This window comes from Pseudoalteromonas sp. P1-8, from assembly GCF_001399985.1.
Lineage (GTDB): Bacteria > Pseudomonadota > Gammaproteobacteria > Enterobacterales > Alteromonadaceae > Pseudoalteromonas.
The window spans coordinates 141,371-160,607 of the sequence record NZ_LJSO01000009.1; the positions used below are offsets into that span (position 1 = coordinate 141,371).

15 protein-coding genes are annotated in these 19,237 nt (G+C 41.7%); 9 read left to right on the forward strand and 6 right to left on the reverse strand.

Going from position 1 to position 19,237, the window contains the following annotated elements; translation table 11 throughout:
- Nucleotides 1-50: 50 nt before the first annotated feature.
- From AN213_RS14015 to AN213_RS14035, 4 genes are all read left to right on the forward strand, one after another.
- A complete protein-coding gene (locus AN213_RS14015) occupies nucleotides 51-395 on the forward strand; it encodes a hypothetical protein (protein WP_055021242.1) in 345 nt (114 codons plus the stop codon).
- A 112-nt stretch (nucleotides 396-507) separates the two neighbouring features.
- Nucleotides 508-849 carry a hypothetical protein gene (locus tag AN213_RS14020; protein ID WP_055021243.1) on the forward strand — a complete coding sequence of 114 codons (342 nt, stop codon included), beginning with the start codon at nucleotides 508-510 and terminating at the stop codon, nucleotides 847-849.
- Between the two features lie 111 nt (nucleotides 850-960).
- Complete coding sequence (locus tag AN213_RS14025) at nucleotides 961-1,311, forward strand: hypothetical protein (protein WP_055021244.1); 351 nt, start codon at nucleotides 961-963, stop codon at nucleotides 1,309-1,311.
- Between the two features lie 723 nt (nucleotides 1,312-2,034).
- Nucleotides 2,035-2,460, forward strand: a complete 426-nt coding sequence (locus tag AN213_RS14035; RefSeq protein ID WP_055021246.1) for a hypothetical protein — start codon at nucleotides 2,035-2,037, stop codon at nucleotides 2,458-2,460.
- Between the two features lie 807 nt (nucleotides 2,461-3,267).
- Here AN213_RS14035 and AN213_RS14045 read toward each other — a convergent pair.
- From AN213_RS14045 to AN213_RS14065, 5 genes are all read right to left on the reverse strand, one after another.
- Nucleotides 3,268-3,930 (reverse strand): class I SAM-dependent methyltransferase, encoded by a 663-nt coding sequence (locus AN213_RS14045; protein WP_055198911.1) that lies wholly within the window; start codon nucleotides 3,928-3,930, stop codon nucleotides 3,268-3,270.
- A gap of 9 nt (nucleotides 3,931-3,939) precedes the next feature.
- Nucleotides 3,940-7,593 carry an SbcC/MukB-like Walker B domain-containing protein gene (locus AN213_RS14050; protein ID WP_055198912.1) on the reverse strand — a complete coding sequence of 1,218 codons (3,654 nt, stop codon included), beginning with the start codon at nucleotides 7,591-7,593 and terminating at the stop codon, nucleotides 3,940-3,942.
- Nucleotides 7,590-8,822 (reverse strand): exonuclease SbcCD subunit D C-terminal domain-containing protein, encoded by a 1,233-nt coding sequence (locus AN213_RS14055; RefSeq protein WP_055198913.1) that lies wholly within the window; start codon nucleotides 8,820-8,822, stop codon nucleotides 7,590-7,592. Before AN213_RS14055 ends, AN213_RS14050 begins: the two co-directional genes overlap by 4 nt.
- Nucleotides 8,823-8,891: 69 nt before the next feature.
- The gene (locus AN213_RS14060; protein ID WP_054553375.1) at nucleotides 8,892-9,128 is read right to left on the reverse strand and encodes a hypothetical protein; all 237 of its coding nucleotides are present in this window, start codon (nucleotides 9,126-9,128) and stop codon (nucleotides 8,892-8,894) included.
- Nucleotides 9,129-9,262: 134 nt separating this feature from the next.
- Nucleotides 9,263-9,499, reverse strand: coding sequence for a hypothetical protein (locus tag AN213_RS14065; protein ID WP_054563150.1), 237 nt, complete (start codon nucleotides 9,497-9,499; stop codon nucleotides 9,263-9,265).
- 271 nt (nucleotides 9,500-9,770) lie between these two features.
- Between AN213_RS14065 and AN213_RS14070 the strand changes: the two genes are divergently transcribed.
- The 4 genes from AN213_RS14070 (at nucleotide 9,771) to AN213_RS14085 (ending at nucleotide 14,310) form a co-directional block, all read left to right on the forward strand.
- Nucleotides 9,771-12,209, forward strand: coding sequence for a M1 family metallopeptidase (locus AN213_RS14070; protein WP_055198914.1), 2,439 nt, complete (start codon nucleotides 9,771-9,773; stop codon nucleotides 12,207-12,209).
- The gene (locus tag AN213_RS14075) at nucleotides 12,209-12,712 is read left to right on the forward strand and encodes a DUF6702 family protein (RefSeq protein WP_055021252.1); all 504 of its coding nucleotides are present in this window, start codon (nucleotides 12,209-12,211) and stop codon (nucleotides 12,710-12,712) included. The genes AN213_RS14070 and AN213_RS14075 overlap by 1 nt, the downstream gene beginning before the upstream one ends.
- Nucleotides 12,713-12,836: 124 nt before the next feature.
- Nucleotides 12,837-13,454, forward strand: coding sequence for an HAD family hydrolase (locus AN213_RS14080; RefSeq protein ID WP_054563153.1), 618 nt, complete (start codon nucleotides 12,837-12,839; stop codon nucleotides 13,452-13,454).
- 130 nt (nucleotides 13,455-13,584) lie between these two features.
- Entirely contained in the window at nucleotides 13,585-14,310 is a 726-nt protein-coding gene (locus AN213_RS14085) for a YebC/PmpR family DNA-binding transcriptional regulator (RefSeq protein WP_054553380.1), read from the forward strand.
- Nucleotides 14,311-14,484: 174 nt separating this feature from the next.
- Here the strand turns inward: AN213_RS14085 and AN213_RS14090 are convergent, their stop codons facing one another.
- A complete protein-coding gene (locus AN213_RS14090; RefSeq protein WP_055021254.1) occupies nucleotides 14,485-16,659 on the reverse strand; it encodes a malate synthase G in 2,175 nt (724 codons plus the stop codon).
- A 230-nt stretch (nucleotides 16,660-16,889) separates the two neighbouring features.
- On the opposite strand from AN213_RS14090, the gene AN213_RS14095 reads away from it, so the two are divergent.
- A complete protein-coding gene (locus tag AN213_RS14095) occupies nucleotides 16,890-18,491 on the forward strand; it encodes an isocitrate lyase (RefSeq protein ID WP_054563156.1) in 1,602 nt (533 codons plus the stop codon).
- The last annotated feature ends 746 nt before the right edge of the window (nucleotides 18,492-19,237 follow it).

The window sequence follows — 19,237 nt, forward strand, 5'->3', positions numbered from 1 at the left end:
GACAAAAAGATGTGCGAAGCGCGCGCTATTAAAGTCACATAGGAATCGCAGTGAAGTCTGAAATTGAAGCATGGATTAAGCAGATAAGTGATCGTCCCGAGGTTAAGGCAATAAACATAGGATTGTTTCAAACTGGAAGTGTTTATCAAGCATATTTGATCGGTTCTTTTGAATACGATCCAGAAGATGATGATTGGGCATGTAATGAAGATTTTGTACCAGAATATAGGTATCTTGAGCTACCCGGTACAAGCGAACTTGGTTGGGAAACTTTATTAGATTTAGTTTCAAAGTCCATTTCTGAAATTATTGCTGACAACGCTGATAACATTCTTAATCATGTTCCTGTTGTTACTGTCGGGTTTGATGATGGAAATTTGATCAGGATTAAGTGACTTATAACAACCGTATGAACTTGTTTCCTTCGGCCACTCAGACAAAAACACGGCGCTGCTTCGCAATTATAGCGCAGCACCTTCTCCCTTTATGGGGGAGTAGGCATACTCTATGATGCAGATTAATAAAAATAGAATCGAGATAAATGGAAATATTGTTGAATTGCCATACTCAATTTTGGAAGCCAAGGAGTTAGACCAGAGCATTTTAGTTATTTTCGACTACATGGAGTTTTCCCAAAATTCCGTAGCACAAAATTTCCAATGTATAAATCTAGATGGCTCTGTATTATGGCTAGCAGAAAACCCTACAACTCAGAGTACAGATGCTTATGTTAACTTTACAAGTATAGACTTAAACGGTAATCAGGTTGTCGTAAATAATTTTGCAGGCTATACATGCACAATAGACCTAGCTGATGGTAAGTTACTAAAAGGTGTGTTTTCAAAGTAGCGCCTAACAAGAAGCTTGAAATAGATACGAACGCTTGGCTTGCGCTCGTTTGTCACTAATTTTAGCCCATATTTTCACCCGCAAATCGGGTGTTACATGCAAAGGATATTCATGCTCAGATTCTTAGTTTTAAGTTCTCTTTTAGTAACCTCAATTTATTCCACAGAGGTTCAAGCTGACTGCGATATCTCTGGTATTTGGAAACATTCAACTAAGCCAGCAAAATTGCTAGTCGACTTAAGTAAAGGCGAAATCTCTGTTCATTCTCATGATAACAATGTTAAAGCAGTCGGGTTAGTAGTTTTAAAAGGCCTTAAGTCTGGTTTAACTTCAGCAAATTGGGATGCAAAAATGTATAGTGCAGCTCAAGATTCATTTGTCGATGTTCAAATAATATCTGAAGGTTGTAATCAATTAAGTGTTAACTTTAACGGTGAGGAGGTTTTAGCGCTTGCCAGATAAAAGTATGTTCAAAAAGTTAATGCAACGTGTTGAGACTAAACTAGCTATTAAAAACTCAATTAGCGTAAAAGTTAAAATTACGTATAAGATCATAGCTTCATTACTTTTTTGCGTTGCTTGCCTAACTTACGAAGATAATTCTATCGTATTCATTGCTTCAATAGTTGGGTTAATTGGAGTATGGATTTATCTCCAAATACTTTATTACTTATCCACAGATAAAGATTAAAGTACATATTAAAGCTCATTAATTAATGGATGTCTAAAGCCTGGCTAACGCTCCTTCACCGCTAATTTTAGCCAAGGATTTTGTGCTGCTTAACACGGCGTTATATGTCAGGAAGAACAGTTTCCAAATTTTACTTATGCTGTTTATGTGTCAGGAGTTGTTGATTGCTAGAGTTTATTTCTGAAATTGGGAGCAGTTTTAAGTGGGTCTACCGTGGCTGGCTATATTTTCTATCGTCGTCATATCAGCAAAGAGTTCTCATTGAGTATTCAAAGTGTGGCGCAGTATGGAAGGTTTTTGACATTATTATGAGTGTCTTGTTTATGGGCTTAGAAATACTTCTAGTTTTTTATTTAACTAGGCAACTTTAGGCATTGTCATATAACAAACTACTTAAACCGCTTGCGGGTTCGTTGGGGCAGTAACACATGTTTAGCCAAGCTTAAAAGTAGCCCCTACTGGAGCTTGGTAGCTAAGGAAAGTAAGGCATTGAAATGACCTACAAAGAATTTTATTACAGTATTGATTGCAAGTTTCCTTACCATCAAGAATGGGAGTGGAAGCAAATTATTGATCAATCAATTGAAATAGGTGAAGACGCGCCTTTTCTAGTGCTTCACGAAATATGCAGAGTTCCTGCCTCGGAGAAACTAGATCAAGCAAAGCATATGGAAATATATAAATATTGGAAGCAATCGTTTGCCAGCCCAGTGCAGGACATCGTTGAAGCTGCTTCTCTTTCATACATCAACAAAACTGAGGTCTCAGACTCCGAAGCACTGGGTATAATGGAAGAACTTTCAGCGTTTCCAAAATCCTATAATGCGCTTCAAGTTGTCTTGTTTTCTTGTCCAGATGATAATGAGTTGGTCGAAAAAAAATATGAAAGCATTGTAGCTCAGTGGAAATCGGCTACTTAACAAGTAACTCAAAAGGACACAAAACCGCTGGCTTGTGTCTCTTCATCGCCAATTATAGCCAGCTATTTTTTGCTTCTTAGTTGAGCGTTAGGTAACAGGAAATGGGAACTGAAATACTTGTATTGACTTACTTAACGACTCCATTGATATTTGTGATCAATATAGCCTTGTTGTTTAAAGGCAAATTCCCCAATTCAAAAGCTCTAGTGCTATTGCTTCTAAATGTTGTTTTCATGGGCTATTTTATCGTGCCAGGACTATTCAGTGAGCACTTTATCCAAGCCTACTTCGTAGGTGGCTTTTTTCTCATTCCATTTCAAATTATAGCGGTATTAGTTGCTAAACTATTAAGCTGTAAAATCAGCAAGTTAAAAGAGTTAAATAACATAAATCGCGCGAAATAAATTTCACGCCTACGCGATGTAACTTTACTCTTTCCCTTTGAAACTCGCTAACTTGTTGGGTTTCGCTGAGCTCTACCCAACCTACAAGCCATCGCGCGAAATAAATTTCACGCCTACGTGTTGTAGCTTTACTCTTTCCCCTCGTAGCTCGCTAACTTGTTGGTTTCAATCTGAGAGCTGACGGCTGAAAGCTGACAGCCCTCTTAGCTCGCTAACTTGTTGGGTTTCGCTCTGCTCTAGCTAACTTACAAAACATCGTGCGAAATAAATTTCGCGCCTACGCGATGTGACTTTACTTTTTCCACTTGTAGCTCGCTAACTTTCCCCTTTCCCCTTGAAACTCGCTAACTTGTTGGTTTCAACCTGAGAGCTGACGGCTGAAAGCTCACAGCTCTAGTTACTCCTAACTCCCAACCACATACCCTGCAAAACCAAGCACTTTAAAATACTGTTTTGGGGTGCTGAAGCGGGTTTCATTCATTAACTCTGCAAAACGAATGCGGTCTAATGGGTAAAACTCGTGCTCTAGGTTGTGGCGCATGCGTTCTACGCCGACTTCAGTTAAACCTAACTGCGTACAAAGCTGTAGTTGAGATTCGCGCTCAAAAGCGGTTTCAGGGCGCATTAAATCGGCAATGTATAAGTCGCTCGATTTCTTAAGCTTGCTGTGAATCGCTTTTAATAGCGCTTTCTTATCGCCGTTATCTTCAACAAAGTGCATTACTAGTAAACACAGTGCGGCGTCACATTGAGTGTCGATGTCGTTGATATCACCGCAGTGAACTGTCACGCGATCGCTGATGTTATGCTGGCCAAACTGTTGCTCGGCAATATCGAGCATGTCTTGTGAAATGTCTTGAGCAATAAACTGCCAGCTTGGTTTTAGCGCCGCTAATTCGATGATTTCTTTACCAGTTCCGGCACCAACCACTAAAATGCACGCATCATCGCTCAGCGTGGTTGCTAATTGGGCTGCGGTTGCTTGATGTAATAGCTCATAACCTGGAACTAGGCGCAAAATGCGTTCGTCGTAGTGATTTGCTTCTTCGTGATTAAAAGTTGGCATGCTAATCCTTTAAGTAACTGAGATGGTCGAATAACCACCTGGTTTTTTCGCTACATGCACTTGCGTGGCAACGCGTTCGGTCATTTCTGATACGTGAGAAATAACCCCTACTTTGCGGCCTTGTGCTTGTAGTGAATCAAGAGCATCCATCGCGATGCTTAACGTTTCACTGTCCAACGTACCAAACCCTTCGTCGATAAACAAAGAGTTTATTTGCACTTTATTCGACGACAACGAAGCAAGCCCTAATGCCAGTGCTAACGACACTAAAAATGACTCACCGCCCGATAATGTATTAACAGAGCGCTGCTCATCGGCCATGTCTTTATCGATAATAGCGATATCGAGCGTTTGCCCTATGGCTGTTAATTTGTAGCGTTTATTTAGCGTCTGTAAGTGACTATTCGCGTAGTGCAGCAGTATTTTTAAGGTTTGCGTTTGCGCTAAATTACGCATGGTTTTACCGCTGGCATCCCCGAGCACCTTATTGAGTAAATGCCAGTGCTCATAGCTTTTTTGCTGTTCAACCAATTGCTTTTGCTTATCAGCCAGCGCTTCGCTATTTTGTTGATGGGTTTTAAGCTCAGTCGCAACTTGCAATAGTGCATTATTCGCTTGTACTTGTTGCTCTGTGGCTTGATTAAGCTGTAGTTGCAGCTCATCTTCACCGAGAGCTGGCTTTTCTTTTTGGTGCTGAGCCAGCGCCTGCTGTCGCTGTTTTAAAAGAGCCTCAGCGTCTTTTAAGCTGCACTCGGCGGTGTGGTAATCTGCCAGAGTTTGTTTAATTTCAGCGGGGCTTATCGTTAATAGCTGACTAACGGCTTGCTCATCCAAGCTTGGGTGCTGCGCTTTAAAATCGTTAAACCACAGACTAAAGCGCTCATTAAGCGCCGCTTGCTCAGCGGTGAGCTCTTTTTCACGCTCGTCAATATTGGCGATTTGAATGGCTTGTTCGTCACGCGCTTTCACTGCATTACTATGGTTTGTCTGGGCAAGTTGCAGTGCCTGCTGCGCTGAATCTATCGACTTTTCAAGCTCTGCTATAAACTCATCTACCGATATCGCTGCGTTACTAAATAAGCCCTCGCGCTTTGATTTTATCTGCGTGAGTTCGTTTTGAGTTTGGCTTAGTTGCTCGTTGCACTGAGTTAAAGAGGTATGTGCTTCGTTTAGCTGCGGCGTTAAATGTGCAAGGTGCTGCTCAATGGCTTTTAAGCTAGTTTTAAGCTCATCCGCCGTTTGCAGCGAAGCTTGATAAGCCTCAACATGCTCTGCAATGTTCTCTAAAGAAATGCTTTGTGTATTGAGTGCCTGCCACCAAGGTGCACTGGCGAACTGTTGATTCAGTGTCGTATAGAGTTGCTGATGCTCATCATTGAGCTCGTTTAAACGTGTTTGCAAATTATTTAGCTGTTGCTGTAACTCGTTTAACTGCTGCTCTTTGCTATGTAGCGTTTGCCCTTGCTGATTATACTCAGCTTGCTTAGCCGCAAGCGTGTTTTGCAGCTGTTGTTGCTGTTCAAGGGTTTTGTAGTATTGCTGTTTTTGCAAGCTGAGCTGTTGTTGACGCTCGTTTAACTGATCTTCGGTTAAATCATTTAGCTCAGTACGATTAGCCGCCATGGTTTCTTTGAGGCTCTGTTGTTGAGCGCTCAGTTCTGAGATTTGCCCAGTTAACGAGCTTATCTGTTGGCTGCATGCCGCCAGCTCATTACTTTTAGCTTGCTGTAATGCTTGCTGAGCTTTTAAGTGCTGTTTGGCGTTAGTTAACTGGTTGGTAAAGTCGTTAATAAGTTGACTAAATTGCTCGTTAACCATTTCTTCATGCATAAAGGGGTGCTCTTTTGAGCCACATACAGCACAAGGCTCTTCTGCTTTTAAGGTGGCACGTAACTGGCTGACCCCTTCACTGGCTCTTAACTGCACTTGCTGTAAGTTTTGCTCACAAAACGAAACCTGCTGCTGTGCTTGCTCTGCCCCTTGCTGCGCATCTTTTAATGCCGTTTGTAGTTGCTGCTCAGTTTGGCTTAATGTGTCTAGCTGGGTTTGCCAGTTTTTTAACTGCTGCTGATTAGTTTGCCACACTTGGCGCTTTTCAATCAGGTGTTTAATCGCCTCAAGCCCCGCATCAATATCCGCCATTGATTGGGTGTTTAAACTCGATTTAAAGGCGGTATCTTGCTCATTTAGGCGCTTAATTTCTTGCTCAAGGGCTTGGTATTGAGTTTTACACTGCTGCGCGGCTGTTTGCTGCTCATCAATCTTAGGTTGAAGAGCTTTTATGTTTTGCTGTGATTGGCTAATTGTGTGCTGTTGCTGGCTAAAGCGGGTTAACTCACTTTTAAAGAATGACCAGTCTTTTGCTAATGGTTGCCATTGTGCATGTGTTTCTAAATAGCTATTTATTTGTGCTTGTTGATCGAGCTGTTTTTGCTGCTCTGCTTTATGGCTATTTAGTGTATTAGTCAGCTCTTGATGATGGTGCTTTGCTTTCTCTGCTTGTAATTTTTGCGCTGCTGCTTGCTGGTTTAATACGGCAAGTTGCTTATCTAACTCACGGGCCTGGCTAATAATAGGCTGCGCGTCTTTTTGTGCTTGCTTTGCTTGATTTAGTTGCGCGGTTTGCTTCTCAAGTGTTTGCTCAGCGTCTTTGATCAGTGTTTCATGGTCAACATTTAAAAGCTGCTCACGGTTTTTAATAAGTTGCCCATGTTGAGCAGCAATCGAAGTGACGCGTTCGCGGTTATCTTTTATTTCTAGGCATTGCTGGGCTTGTTTCGCTTCGGTGGCTTTTTCAGCAAGCGCGTGCATTTGTTGCTGTAACTCTTGCTTTGCTTGCTCTGCCTGGTTTAGCTGTTGTTGCTGCTGAGATGCTTGCTTGTACCACCCTTGGTACTGTTCAAATTGTTTTATTTGCTTTTGCAACTCAGCAAGCTTTGCCTCAAGCGCTTTTTGTTCTGCTTGTTTCGTTTCGACCTCTTCAGGGCTTAAAACCTGATAATTACTTAAACTTAACTTTAACTGCTCTAATGCTTGCAGCTGATCACGATGGCGTTCAAAAATTCGCTGACCAATACGGCTGAATTTATCGGTGCCTGTTAAGCATTCAAGTAGTTGCGCACGCTCATCCCCTGTTGCTTTTAAAAATGCCGCGAATTCATGTTGCGCAAGAAGTACTGCTCTTGAGAATTGCTCAAAGCTCAAACCAATAATACGCTCGATTTCTTTACCTGCAGCACTCCTATCAGCGATCAGGGTTTCATCAGGTAAAGAGTGCAGGCTATGTTGTGCAGGTTGTAACTTGCCATCGGCTTTATTACGCGCTCGGCTAAAGCTTAACCTTGCTCGGTACTGTTGTTTATCTTGGCCAATAAAGTCGACTTCGGCATAGCCCTGCCCTGCCCCGCGGCGTAATAAATTACGCGAATCATTGAGTTTTATATTGTCGCCGTTAAAGTCAATTTTATTGCCTGTATCGCCGCGTAACCTTGCGGTTTTATTATAAAGCGCTAAGCAAATGGCATCGAGTAATGTGCTTTTACCGGCGCCAGTATCACCGGTGATGGCAAACAACCCTGCTTCTTTTAATGGTGAAGCGCTAAAGTCGACTTCGGCGTCTAAGATAGAGGCTAGTTGGTGAACACGAATCGCTAAAATTTTCATAGTAGGTCCTCTGCATTCAACTCATCGATCACTTGGCTTAGTAAGCTTTCTAATTCTTTTGGCACCGCCTGCCCTGCCATATCTTTATTGTTTGCAAATGCTTGCTCTAAAAGTGAATGTGGGTTTAGCGCTTCAATCTGCGAGACATCTTCAAATAGAGTTTGTTCATCGTCTTGCTGGCTGCTTTGTTGTCGCACCCTTTCAATGCCACAAAACTTAACCTGCTTACCTTCAAGGGCTTGTTCTATTTGTTCTCTGAAAGTGGTGTCAGTGTCGTGGGCGCTCAATTTAACCCGCAGATAGGGCGCTAAATCTTCATCTGTTAAATCGAGTTGTTTTATAAGCTCACATAGTTCGTTCAGTGGTACGCAGTCTTTTTCTGGTAGCAACATGACTTTACAAAAGCTAGGAATGTAAAGGGGGTTTACAGATGTACCTGAGTCACTAAGCTCTACTATCACAACTTGATGTTGATAGCGTCTTTCAGAAAATGACATCGGCATTGGCGTGCCACTGTAGCGAATGGTCTCTTTCTTCGCGACGGTCTGAGCTTTATGAAGATGCCCTAGCGCGACATAATCAGGCTGATCAGTAAATATGCTTGCCGATATCGCATCTTCACCGCCAATGACTAAATTGCGTTCAGAATCAGATGAGATGTCTCCACCTTTTGCATGCAGGTGGCCCATGGCAATTAATGGCGCGCTTGGTAATTCGCTTGCTGCTTGCAATGCATCTTTGTAGGCAAGGGCAACTGCTTGGTTGTAACTTAACGGTTGCTCTTGTTGGCGGTTATAACTGCTTAAATCACTGCTACGTAAAAATGGCATAGCAACAACATTCGCATCGCCATTTTTTGTGCTGATTGGCAGGACCACTTCATGAGGAGCGTTGCTATCAAAGCGGCCAACAACATGGGTATCAAACTGAGCCAATAAAGGTTTTGCTGCCATAATACGATTTGCTGAATCGTGGTTGCCAGCAATAATCACTATGTGTAAGTCGGGGCAATGTTGCTTAGTAGTTTTAATAAATTGGTAGAGTTGGTTTTCTGCGCTGGCAGGTGGCGTTGCCGTATGATAAATGTCACCCGCAACCAGTAGTAAGTCGATCTGTTCTGACACAAGCGTATCGGTTAACCAAGCTAGAAATGCTTGATGCTCATCGAATCGGGAATGCTCGTAGAATTGTTGGCCTAAATGCCAATCAGATGTATGAAGGACTTTCATTAAACGCTCTTATTATTTATTAAGAGCGTCAATATACCTAAGCTGAGCCAAGATGCCCAGCCTGGTTTGTTAACTTAAGCTATACCAAGCAAAAACCACCATAGGCAATGCTAACAATGCCATTATCATAGGTACTTTAAGCGCTTTGGTTTGCTTAGCTTGTAAAATCTTAAGGGCATTTGTTTCATTACATGCCGCTACTTTGTCTATATAAAAATACCCTGAATCTAGGTACTGTTTACAATTTTGTTCGTCCGCTGGAATTGCAATTAGTTCTTGTTGTTTTTTTAGGATATAGAAATCCATACGCTCACCGAATTCTATGCTGATTACCAAACATTTTGGGGTTTAAAATGCATGCTTCGCAGACCCCAAAATCAAAAAAGTGGGCGATTTTAAATACAAATGGCAGTAAATTTCAATAGCAAATGTCGCAAAATTTAATTTATTGCAAAAATAATGGCAATTAAGGATAAAATTACCAGTGCAGTTGGGTAAATTAGCCACTTTTTAGACCCATTTACACTAGGGTTCGTGCGAGATAATGCATCTGACTCATCACAAGCTGCAATCACTTCGACAAATTCAAATCCGCGTTCTTTGTACTCGTTTAGAATTGATTCTTGAGCAGGAATGGCTGCTAAACGAGAGTCTTTTTTTACAATATAAAACTTCATCTAATCACCCTTTCATCATTAACTAGAATTTAAGCAGAGTATCTACTTATCAACTGTAATACTTTGGGATGAATTAGTGCTGAACTAAAATTAACCAGTGTTTTGTAAAGGGGGTTTACATGGTGTTAATCAAGGCAATTTTTTTGTGAAAAATAGGTCTTCATTAAAACATCGAATACTACCCGAAAAATCCCGCACTTTATCGTTATTTTATTGCAACTTTGTTAGCAGTTTGCGATGGTACGCTGGCAAATTAATTACAGGATTAACAATGAAAAAAGCAGTTCTCAAATTGAGTGCTTTGGTATTGCCTTTAGCAGTATCTTCAGCTGTGATGGCGTCATCTGTTGAGCAAACTAAAGGCTCATTCGTTGACAAGTTCCGTCAGCTAGATGAAGCGCTCCCAACCCCAAATGTTTACCGCAGTGCCGCAGGGGCACCCGCTGAAAATTATTGGCAACAGCAAGTAAACTACGACATCGATGTAAAGCTTGATGAAAAGAAACGCCGCTTAACAGCAAGCCAAACTATCGAATACAAAAATAACTCGCCGCACACCTTAAAATATCTTTGGTTACAACTAGACCAAAATATCTTTAAATCTGACTCAATTGCTGAAATGACATCTACTTTCAATGGTAAAACATTGCAAGGTGACCCTCAGCCAAAATCAACTAAATTGAGTCTAGGTCAGTTACGTCGTCAGCAATTCATGGCCGACAACGAGCTGGGTTATCAAATCGCCAATGTTAAAGACGAAGACGGAAAAGAGCTTAAAGTTACTGTAGTAGATACCTTAATGCGTATCGACTTAAACGAGCCGCTTAAACCGGGTAAAGACGTTGAGTTCAGCATGGACTTCGCCTTTAACATTGTTGAAGAAGACGCCGTTGGTGCACGTTCAGGTTATGAGCACTTTGAAGAAGATGGTAACGATATCTTCTTATTAGCGCAGTGGTTCCCTCGTCTTGCTGCATACACTGACTATGAAGCCTGGACTAACAAAGCTTTCTTAGGCAGCGGTGAGTTTACGCTTGAGTTTGGTGATTATGATGTAGAAATTACAGTACCTGCTGATCACATCGTATCGGCAACGGGTCAACTTGATAACGCTCGCAGTGTTTTAACCAGCACACAGCGTAAGCGTCTTGAGCAAGCTGAAGATGCTAAGCGCCCTGTTTTCATCGTGACTGAAGAAGAAGCGTTAGAAAACGAGAAAGAAGGCACAGACAAAACAAAAACATGGCACTTTAAAGCTGAAAACGTACGTGACTTTGCATGGGCTTCTTCACGTAAATTTATGTGGGACGCAAAAGGCTATCATCAAGGCGGTAAAGATCAGCCGTTAGTAATGGCGATGTCTTTCTACCCGAAAGAAGGTGGCGACCTGTGGAAAAAGTACTCTACTGAAGCTGTTGTTCATACAATGGAAGTGTATTCGCGCTTCTCGTTTGACTACCCTTACCCTGTGGCTCAGTCTGTAAATGGTCCTGTAGGTGGTATGGAATATCCAATGATCACCTTCAATGGCCCGCGTACTGACCTACAAGACGACGGTACACGTACTTACTCACAAGCAGAAAAGCGTTTCTTAATCGGCGTTGTTATCCACGAAGTAGGTCACATTTACTTCCCTATGGTGGTTAACTCTGATGAACGTCAATGGACGTGGATGGATGAAGGTCTTAACAGCTTCTTAGATGGTGTTGCTGGTCGTGAATGGGACCACACAATTCCTTGGGGTGTTGAGCCTCGCGATGTTGTTGCATACATGAAGTCTGAAAACCAAGTGCCGGTTATGACACAGTCAGACAGCGTATTACGTTTAGGCCCTAATGCTTATACAAAGCCTGCTGCTGCACTTAACATTTTACGTGAAGTGATCCTTGGCCGTGAGTTATTCGACTTTGCATTTAAAGAATATGCACAGCGTTGGAAGTACAAGCGCCCTACTCCTGCTGATTTCTTCCGCACTATGGAAGAAGCATCAGGTGTTGACCTTGATTGGTTCTGGCGTGGTTGGTTCTACACTACAGATCACGTTGATATCTCTCTAGACAAGGTTTACCAACTTCGTTTAGATACCAAAAACCCTGATATCGACTTTAATCGTTTACGTGATATCGAAGCTGACAAGCCAATGCCGTTATTCGTAAAACGTAATAAAGAAGAAGGCAAAAAATTGTGGGTTGAAGAAAACCCCGACGTAACTGACTTCTACGACGAAAACGACCGTTTCACAGTAACTAACAAAGAGCGCAACGCGTATAACAAATTCCTTAAGGGTTTAGAGCCTTGGGAACGTAAAACGTTTGAGCGTGCAATCAAAGAAGATAAAAACTACTACGTACTTGAGTTCTCAAACTTAGGTGGCTTAGTCATGCCTATCTTACTTGAGCTTACTTATGAAGATGGTACGAAAGAAGAGCAGTACATTCCGGCTGAAATCTGGCGTCGTAACCACAAGCATGTACAAAAGCTAATTGTTACAGAAAAAGGTAAAAACCTAGTGTCTGTTACAGTCGATCCACGCTGGGAAACAGCGGATGTTGATGTAGAAAACAACAACTACCCGCGTCGCATTATTCCATCACGCATTGAAGTGTACAAACGTGAGAAGAGTAAAGCGAAAGTTAGCCGCGATATCATGCAAGATATTAAAACTGAGCTGAAAAAAGACGACGATAAAGATGCCCAGGAGCAACAATAATGCGCTTTGCAGCCATTATTTTTGCTTTATTACTGAGTGCGCCAAGCATGGCGCACCAGTTAAAAGCGTCTGTGACTACCGTGTTATTTAACAAACGCACTAACAACATAGAGCTGATGCATCGTTTTTATTTACATGATACAGAACACGCCGTTGAACATTTGTTTGACGGTAATGCTGATATCTTAAGTAATAAAGAAGATCAAAAGCGTTTTGCTGATTATGTTGAGTCACATATTGCTCTACAAACTTTAGGTGGCAAACCACTTGAACTTAAAGATGTGGGTGCGCAAGTTGATGGTAAATTTTTTTGGGTTTATCAAGAAGTCACGATACCTGAGGGAATTCATGGCATTCGTATGAGCAACGGAGCACTTCGTGACCTATGGCCAGCACAAGTGAATATGGTAAATATTGAAGGCAAAGGAAAGGTAAAAACACTGACCTTTAGCCAAGATGATACCTGGCTTGAGGCAAGGTTTGAGTCGGTCAATCCAGAGTAATTCCAATCCTAAAGGATTAAAAAAGTCCCTTTTTTAATCCTTTGATCCTTTAATTAACCCATTTCGTAAACTATCTTATTAATGGGCTTCAAAATTTTCCCAACTCTCATATACAGGGATTTATATGACTATCCATGACAACAATATCCGTGGTGTAATCTTTGACTTAGATGGTACTTTAGTTTCATCAGAGTTGGATTTTTCACTGATCAAAGCGCAGGTAGGCTGTCCTGTTGAGAATGACTTACTTGCTTACATTGCATCATTACCTTCGCCTTACATGCGTGAAGAGGCGATGAACATAGTTCATCAGCATGAACTCATAGATGCACAACACGCTCATTTATTGCCAGGTGTTGCTGATGCAATTACTAGGCTGAAAGAAAATAACATCCCGATGGCGATTGTAACTCGTAACTACGACCGTGCAGCTGCTATTAAATTAAAGAATAACCCCTTACCAATAGAAACTGTGCTGACTCGCTCTGATGCGCCAGCTAAGCCTGATCCAAGTGCTTTAAATGCGATTGCGACATTATGGGAACTTGATCAATCAGAGTTACTATATGTCGGCGATTACTTATTTGATATTCAGGCTGCGCATAATGCCAATATGCGTGCTTGCTTGTACGCGCCAGATGAAATTCCTGAGTATGCTAATCAAGCCGATTATGTAATGCATCATTTTTCAGAACTACCTACTTTGGTTGACTCATTCCAAGAAAATAAGGTGTTATGTTAAATAGCCTTGTTTTTAATTTTTCCTGAGTAATTGTTAGTTTTTTATTTTTCTAAATGTCCTAGTACTAGCCCAAGTCGTAATGAGTTGCTAAAATATCGGCAATTATCAAATGTATTCATAGAGGCATAAGATGGGCAGAGCATTTGAAGTCCGCAAAAACGCCATGGCTAAAACAGCCAATGCAAAAACTAAAGTAAATTCTAAGTACGGTAAAGAAATCTACGTTGTTGCTAAAAATGGCGAACCAGATCCAGAAGTTAACCAAGCGCTAAAACGTATTATTGAGCGTGCAAAAAAAGACCAAGTTCCAGCACACGTAATCGATAATGCAATCAAAAAAGCAGCCGGTGGAGCAGGGGAAGACTATTCTCCAGCACGTTACGAAGGCTATGGCCCTGGTAACTGTATGGTAATTGTAGACTGTTTAACTGATAACCCTAACCGTACTATCAAAGATGTACGTTTACCGTTTACAAAAACAGATTCAAAAATTGGCACACCGGGTTGTGTAGCGCATATGTTCGATCACTTAGCTGTTTTAGGCTTTGAAGGTGATGACGACGAAGTTGTACTTGAAGCGTTAATGATGGCTGATGTAGACGTAACGGATGTAGAAGTAGAAGATGGCAAAGTGTCAGTTTTCGCTCCACATACAGAGTACTACAAAGCAAAAACTGCTCTTGAAGAAGCATTTGAAGGTATTAACTTTGAAGTAGACGAAATCACGTTTGTTCCACAAGTACATACTGACATCACTGATCCAGATGATATCGCAAACTTTGAAAAGTTTATTTCGATGCTTGATGACTGTGATGACGTGCAAAACGTTTATCACAATGCGATTGTAAAAAACTAATTTTTAAAAATTTAGTACGTAAAAAGGGGCATTTGGTAACAAATGCCCCTTTTTTAATAGATTTTTATTATGCCATGAATGGTGGCTATTCACTGTCGTTATGAGTTTAATAAAAAAGCAGCCCTAGGGCTGCTATGAACGACACATGAAACTCGAAGGGGAGTTGTGTAGTGGCTAATTTAACGACTTATACTTTATACGGAACGCATGCAATAATGGTTCAGTATAGCCACTAGGTTGTTTAACTCCCTCTAATACAAGGGCTAAAGCTGCTTGATAAGCAACGCTTTGTGCTAAAGTTTCGGCTGAATCAGCCATATTATTGTAGGCCGGATCACCTTCATTTTGACCATCAACAACTTTCGCCATGCGTGCCATGGTTTTTCTAATTTGCTCTTCAGAACAAACGCCATGATATAGCCAGTTGGCCATGTGCTGGCTTGAAATACGCAGTGTGGCACGGTCTTCCATCAAGCCTACATGGTTGATGTCTGGTACTTTTGAGCAACCAATACCTTGGTCAATCCAACGCACAACATAACCTAAAATACCCTGTGCGTTGTTATCAAGTTCGGCTTGAATATCTTCTTTGCTTAAGCTGCTGGCATCTTTCATAAGCGGCGGAGTGAGCAAGCTTGTAAGGCTTGCTTCTTTGCGGTCCATAAGCGCTTTTTGACAAGCAAATACATCAATATCGTGATAATGCATAGCATGCAGTGTTGCAGCAGTAGGAGAGGGCACCCACGCGGTATTTGCACCACTTTTCGGGTGACCACTTTTTTGTTCCATCATTAACGCCATTTTATCTGGCATTGGCCACATGCCTTTACCAATCTGTGCTTTACCACTAAGGCCTGTTGCAAGACCAATATCTACGTTGCGGTCTTCGTATGCGCTGATCCAAGGCTCAAGTTTAATAGCGCCTTTTGGCAGTACTACACCTGCTTGCATTGAAGTATGAATTTCGTCACCAGTGCGGTCTAAGAAGCCGGTATTGATGAATACAACACGCTTTTTAGCTTCGAAAATACAGGCTTTTAAGTTAGCTGATGTACGGCGTTCTTCATCCATAATACCCATTTTAATGGTGTTTGCTGGTAAGCCTAACAGCTGCTCCACACGCGTAAATAGAGTATTTGTAAATGCCACTTCTTCTGGGCCATGCATTTTTGGTTTAACAATATTAATGCTATTAGCTGTTGAATTTTTAAGGCTGCTTGTACCTTTTAAGTCATGAAGTGCTGCAGTGCTGGTGATAATGGCATCCATAATGCCCTCAAACACGTCATTGCCTTCACTATCTTGGATAGCTGGGTTAGTCATTAAGTGGCCAACATTACGCACAAACATCATGCTACGGCCTTTTAGCGTGATTGTTTCACCACTTAAAGCTTGGTATTGGCGGTCTTGTGCTAAACGGCGCTCAATGGTTTTACCGCCTTTGTTAAATGCTTCTACAAGATTTCCTTGCATTAAACCAAGCCAGTTTTGATAAACGTTTACTTTGTCTTCGGCATCAACGGCAGCAACAGAATCTTCACAGTCCATAATTGTAGTGAGGGCTGCTTCAAGTAGTACATCTTTAAGACCTGCTTTATCTGCTTGGCCGATTGGGTGATGATGGTCAATTTGCAGTTCTACATGTAAGCCATTATTTTTCAATAAGATAGCGCTTGGGTTTTGCGCTTCACCTTGGTAGCCAATAAGTTGTTCAGGGTTTGCTAAACGAACCTGACTGCTGTCACGTAGTGTGATTAAGAGCTCATTATTTACCACCGAATAGCTGGTGCTTTCGATGTGTGAGCCATTTGCTAAAGGCAATGCTTTATCGAGGAACTGGCGGGCATAAGCCATCACTTTAAAGCCACGTACAGGGTTGTATGTAGAGCCTTTCTCAGCGCCGTCGTCTTCACTCAGCACATCAGTGCCGTATAGCGCATCATACAAAGAGCCCCAGCGAGCATTTGCTGCATTTAAGGCAAAGCGTGCATTGCTTACTGGCACAACAAGCTGCGGCCCTGCAGTGCTTGCGATTTCAGGCTCTACTTGGTCTGTTTCTATGCTGAAGCTAGCTGGCTCAGGAACGAGGTAGCCAATGTCTTCAAGGAATGCTTGATAGTTAGTTGCATCCCATACCGGCTGCTGCTTATGGTAGTCATCAATCTTAGCTTGTAGTTGTTCGCGTTTTTCTAAAAGCGCACGATTGATTGGCGTTAGTTCATTGACGATATCAGCAAAACCTTGCCAAAAGGTGTCTGTGCTAATGCCTGTTCCAGGTAAAAGTTGCTGTTCAACAAACTGTGCAAGTTGTTGATCAACGCTTAAACCGTTAAGTGAGAGAGTGGTCATAATAATGTCCTTTAAACGAGCTTAATTTGATCATTCATGGTTCAACCATATCGTAAAAAAGGCTAATAAGCAGGCTATTTACCATTCACTAAAGATATAGTGGCAATAACAACTATAAATTTACTAAATCCAAAAAATCCGCCTAATGTTGAATTAAGCGCTACGAAGCAAACGCCAAGTAGCCACTCTCACTAACAAAAAATAGATAACCCGTTCGAAGGATTTTTATTATGACAACATATCAACGCGAAACCGATAACCTAGCTACTTTATGTCAAACACAAGGCAAAACGTGGCAGTCAATCAACCCTGAATACGCAAGCCGTATGCGCTTACAAAACCGTTTTCGTACGGGTCTAGACATTGCTCAATACACTGCAGACATTATGCGTGCAGACATGGCAGCCTATGATGCTGACCACAGCCAATACACACAATCATTAGGTTGTTGGCATGGTTTCACTGCACAGCAAATGATGATGGCAATTAAGCGTCATAACAAAACAACTAAACGCAGCTATGTATACCTTAGTGGCTGGATGGTTGCGGCACTTCGCTCTGAGTTTGGTCCATTACCTGACCAAAGTATGCATGAAAAAACATCTGTTCCAGCGCTAATCGAAGAAATCTACACTTTCTTAAAGCAAGCTGATGCACGTGAACTTGACCACCTTTACAAAGACCTAGACGAAGCGAAAGCAAACGGCGGTGATGTTCAAGCAGTACTAAATAAAATCGATAACTTCGAAAGCCATGTTGTGCCAATTATTGCTGATATCGATGCGGGTTTCGGTAACGAAGAAGCAACTTACCTACTTGCTAAAAAGATGATTGAAGCGGGTGCATGTGCTATCCAAATCGAGAACCAAGTATCTGACGCAAAACAATGTGGTCACCAAGCTGGTAAAGTAACTGTACCGCATGAAGATTTCCTAGCAAAAATTAACGCTGTTCGTTACGCATTCTTAGAGCTTGGTATTGATAACGGTATTATCGTTGCTCGTACTGACTCATTAGGTGCAAGCCTTACTCAAAAAGTGCCTGTATCTAAAACACCTGGCGACCTTGCTAGCCAATACACGTCGTTCCTTGAAACAACACCAGTAAACAGTGTAGATGACTTAAATGAAGGCGACACAGCAATGAAGCTGAATGGTCAGCTTTGCAAACCAACACGTTTAGATAATGGTTTATACCAGTTCCGTGAAGGCACAGAGAAAGACCGCGTAGTTCTAGACTGTGTAACTAGCTTACAATCAGGCGCAGACTTACTGTGGATTGAAACAGAAAAGCCAAACGTTAAACAAATCGCTGAGCTTGTAAACCGCGTTAAAGAGCAAGTACCAAATGCTAAGCTGGTATACAACAACTCACCGTCGTTCAACTGGACACTTAAATTCCGTGAGCAAGTATATGCTGAGTGGCAAGAACAAGGTAAAGACTTATCTGCTTACCCAAGCATCGATGACAATAAAGCATTAATGGCGCCAGAAATGGATGACACAGAGCTTGCAGCGGCAGCAGACGTACTTGTACAAAACTTCCAAAAAGATGGTGCACGTGAAGCGGGTATCTTCCATCACCTAATCACGCTACCAACTTACCATACAGCGGCGCTAAGCACTGATATTCTATCAGAAGGCTATTTCGGCGACCTAGGTATGCTAGCGTATGTTCGCGACGTACAACGTCAAGAAATCCGCCGTGAGCAAGCATCAGTGAAACACCAAGACCTAGCAGGTTCAAACATTGGTGATACTCATAAAGAGTACTTCTCTGGTGAAAATGCACTTAAAGCCGGTGGTGAAGCAAATACCATGAACCAGTTCTAACCAAGTTGTAATTTCCTTTATAGCTATTCAATAATGTTGTTAGGGGCCTTCGGGCCCTTTTTCATTTGTAGCCATCAGCTTTCAGCCGTCAGACTCGCACCTCGCAGTTCTCACCTCGCACCTCGCACCTCGCAACCCGTATCTCGCATCTCTCACCTCGCATCTCTCACCTCGCATCTCTCACCTCGCATCTCGGATCACTCTTTAACCAAGTCTTGGATCAGCCATTTACTAGCTTTATAAAAATACAGATCACGCATTTACCAGCTTAAGAATTTTAGATCAGGATTTAACTACCTCCGCCTCATGAGCCTTAATTTAGGGCTTATTGGCAGAGCACAGCCTCTAGAATGGCTAAAATTAGGTCATATAAACGGCAATTTAATGCTGTTTTGTAAAATCTTGTGATTTACAAACCGATTTTTTATTAACTCACCCAAGCTATAAACCGATTTTTTACCAACTCAACATCCTCACAAACCAAAATTTTACTAACTGAAGCTAGGTTTTTAGCGGCACAAACCGATTTTTTACTAACTCAAGTTACTGATTTTGGCTATAAACCGATTTTTTACTAACTGCTTTTGGATTAATGTCCGATATTTGAAAAATGTATGTAAGGAGTTACTCACATTTTGACTGTAAAGGGGGTTTACAGGGGAAGAAGTTAGCGAGGGGAAAGTTAGAAAGAGTAAAGTTAGAAAGAGTAAAGTTAGCAAGAGTAAAGTTAGCAAGAGTAAAGTTAG

Bases quoted from the DNA above. Each gene is read 5' to 3' on its own strand.
- AN213_RS14020 (WP_055021243.1), top strand. From the start codon at position 508: ATGATGCAGATTAATAAAAATAGAATCGAGATAAATGGAAATATTGTT.
- AN213_RS14025 (WP_055021244.1), top strand. From the start codon at position 961: ATGCTCAGATTCTTAGTTTTAAGTTCTCTTTTAGTAACCTCAATTTAT.
- AN213_RS14035 (WP_055021246.1), top strand. From the start codon at position 2,035: ATGACCTACAAAGAATTTTATTACAGTATTGATTGCAAGTTTCCTTAC.
- AN213_RS14045 (WP_055198911.1), bottom strand. From the start codon at position 3,930: ATGCCAACTTTTAATCACGAAGAAGCAAATCACTACGACGAACGCATT.
- AN213_RS14050 (WP_055198912.1), bottom strand. From the start codon at position 7,593: ATGAAAATTTTAGCGATTCGTGTTCACCAACTAGCCTCTATCTTAGAC.
- AN213_RS14055 (WP_055198913.1), bottom strand. From the start codon at position 8,822: ATGAAAGTCCTTCATACATCTGATTGGCATTTAGGCCAACAATTCTAC.
- AN213_RS14060 (WP_054553375.1), bottom strand. From the start codon at position 9,128: ATGGATTTCTATATCCTAAAAAAACAACAAGAACTAATTGCAATTCCA.
- AN213_RS14065 (WP_054563150.1), bottom strand. From the start codon at position 9,499: ATGAAGTTTTATATTGTAAAAAAAGACTCTCGTTTAGCAGCCATTCCT.
- AN213_RS14070 (WP_055198914.1), top strand. From the start codon at position 9,771: ATGAAAAAAGCAGTTCTCAAATTGAGTGCTTTGGTATTGCCTTTAGCA.
- AN213_RS14075 (WP_055021252.1), top strand. From the start codon at position 12,209: ATGCGCTTTGCAGCCATTATTTTTGCTTTATTACTGAGTGCGCCAAGC.
- AN213_RS14080 (WP_054563153.1), top strand. From the start codon at position 12,837: ATGACTATCCATGACAACAATATCCGTGGTGTAATCTTTGACTTAGAT.
- AN213_RS14085 (WP_054553380.1), top strand. From the start codon at position 13,585: ATGGGCAGAGCATTTGAAGTCCGCAAAAACGCCATGGCTAAAACAGCC.
- AN213_RS14090 (WP_055021254.1), bottom strand. From the start codon at position 16,659: ATGACCACTCTCTCACTTAACGGTTTAAGCGTTGATCAACAACTTGCA.
- AN213_RS14095 (WP_054563156.1), top strand. From the start codon at position 16,890: ATGACAACATATCAACGCGAAACCGATAACCTAGCTACTTTATGTCAA.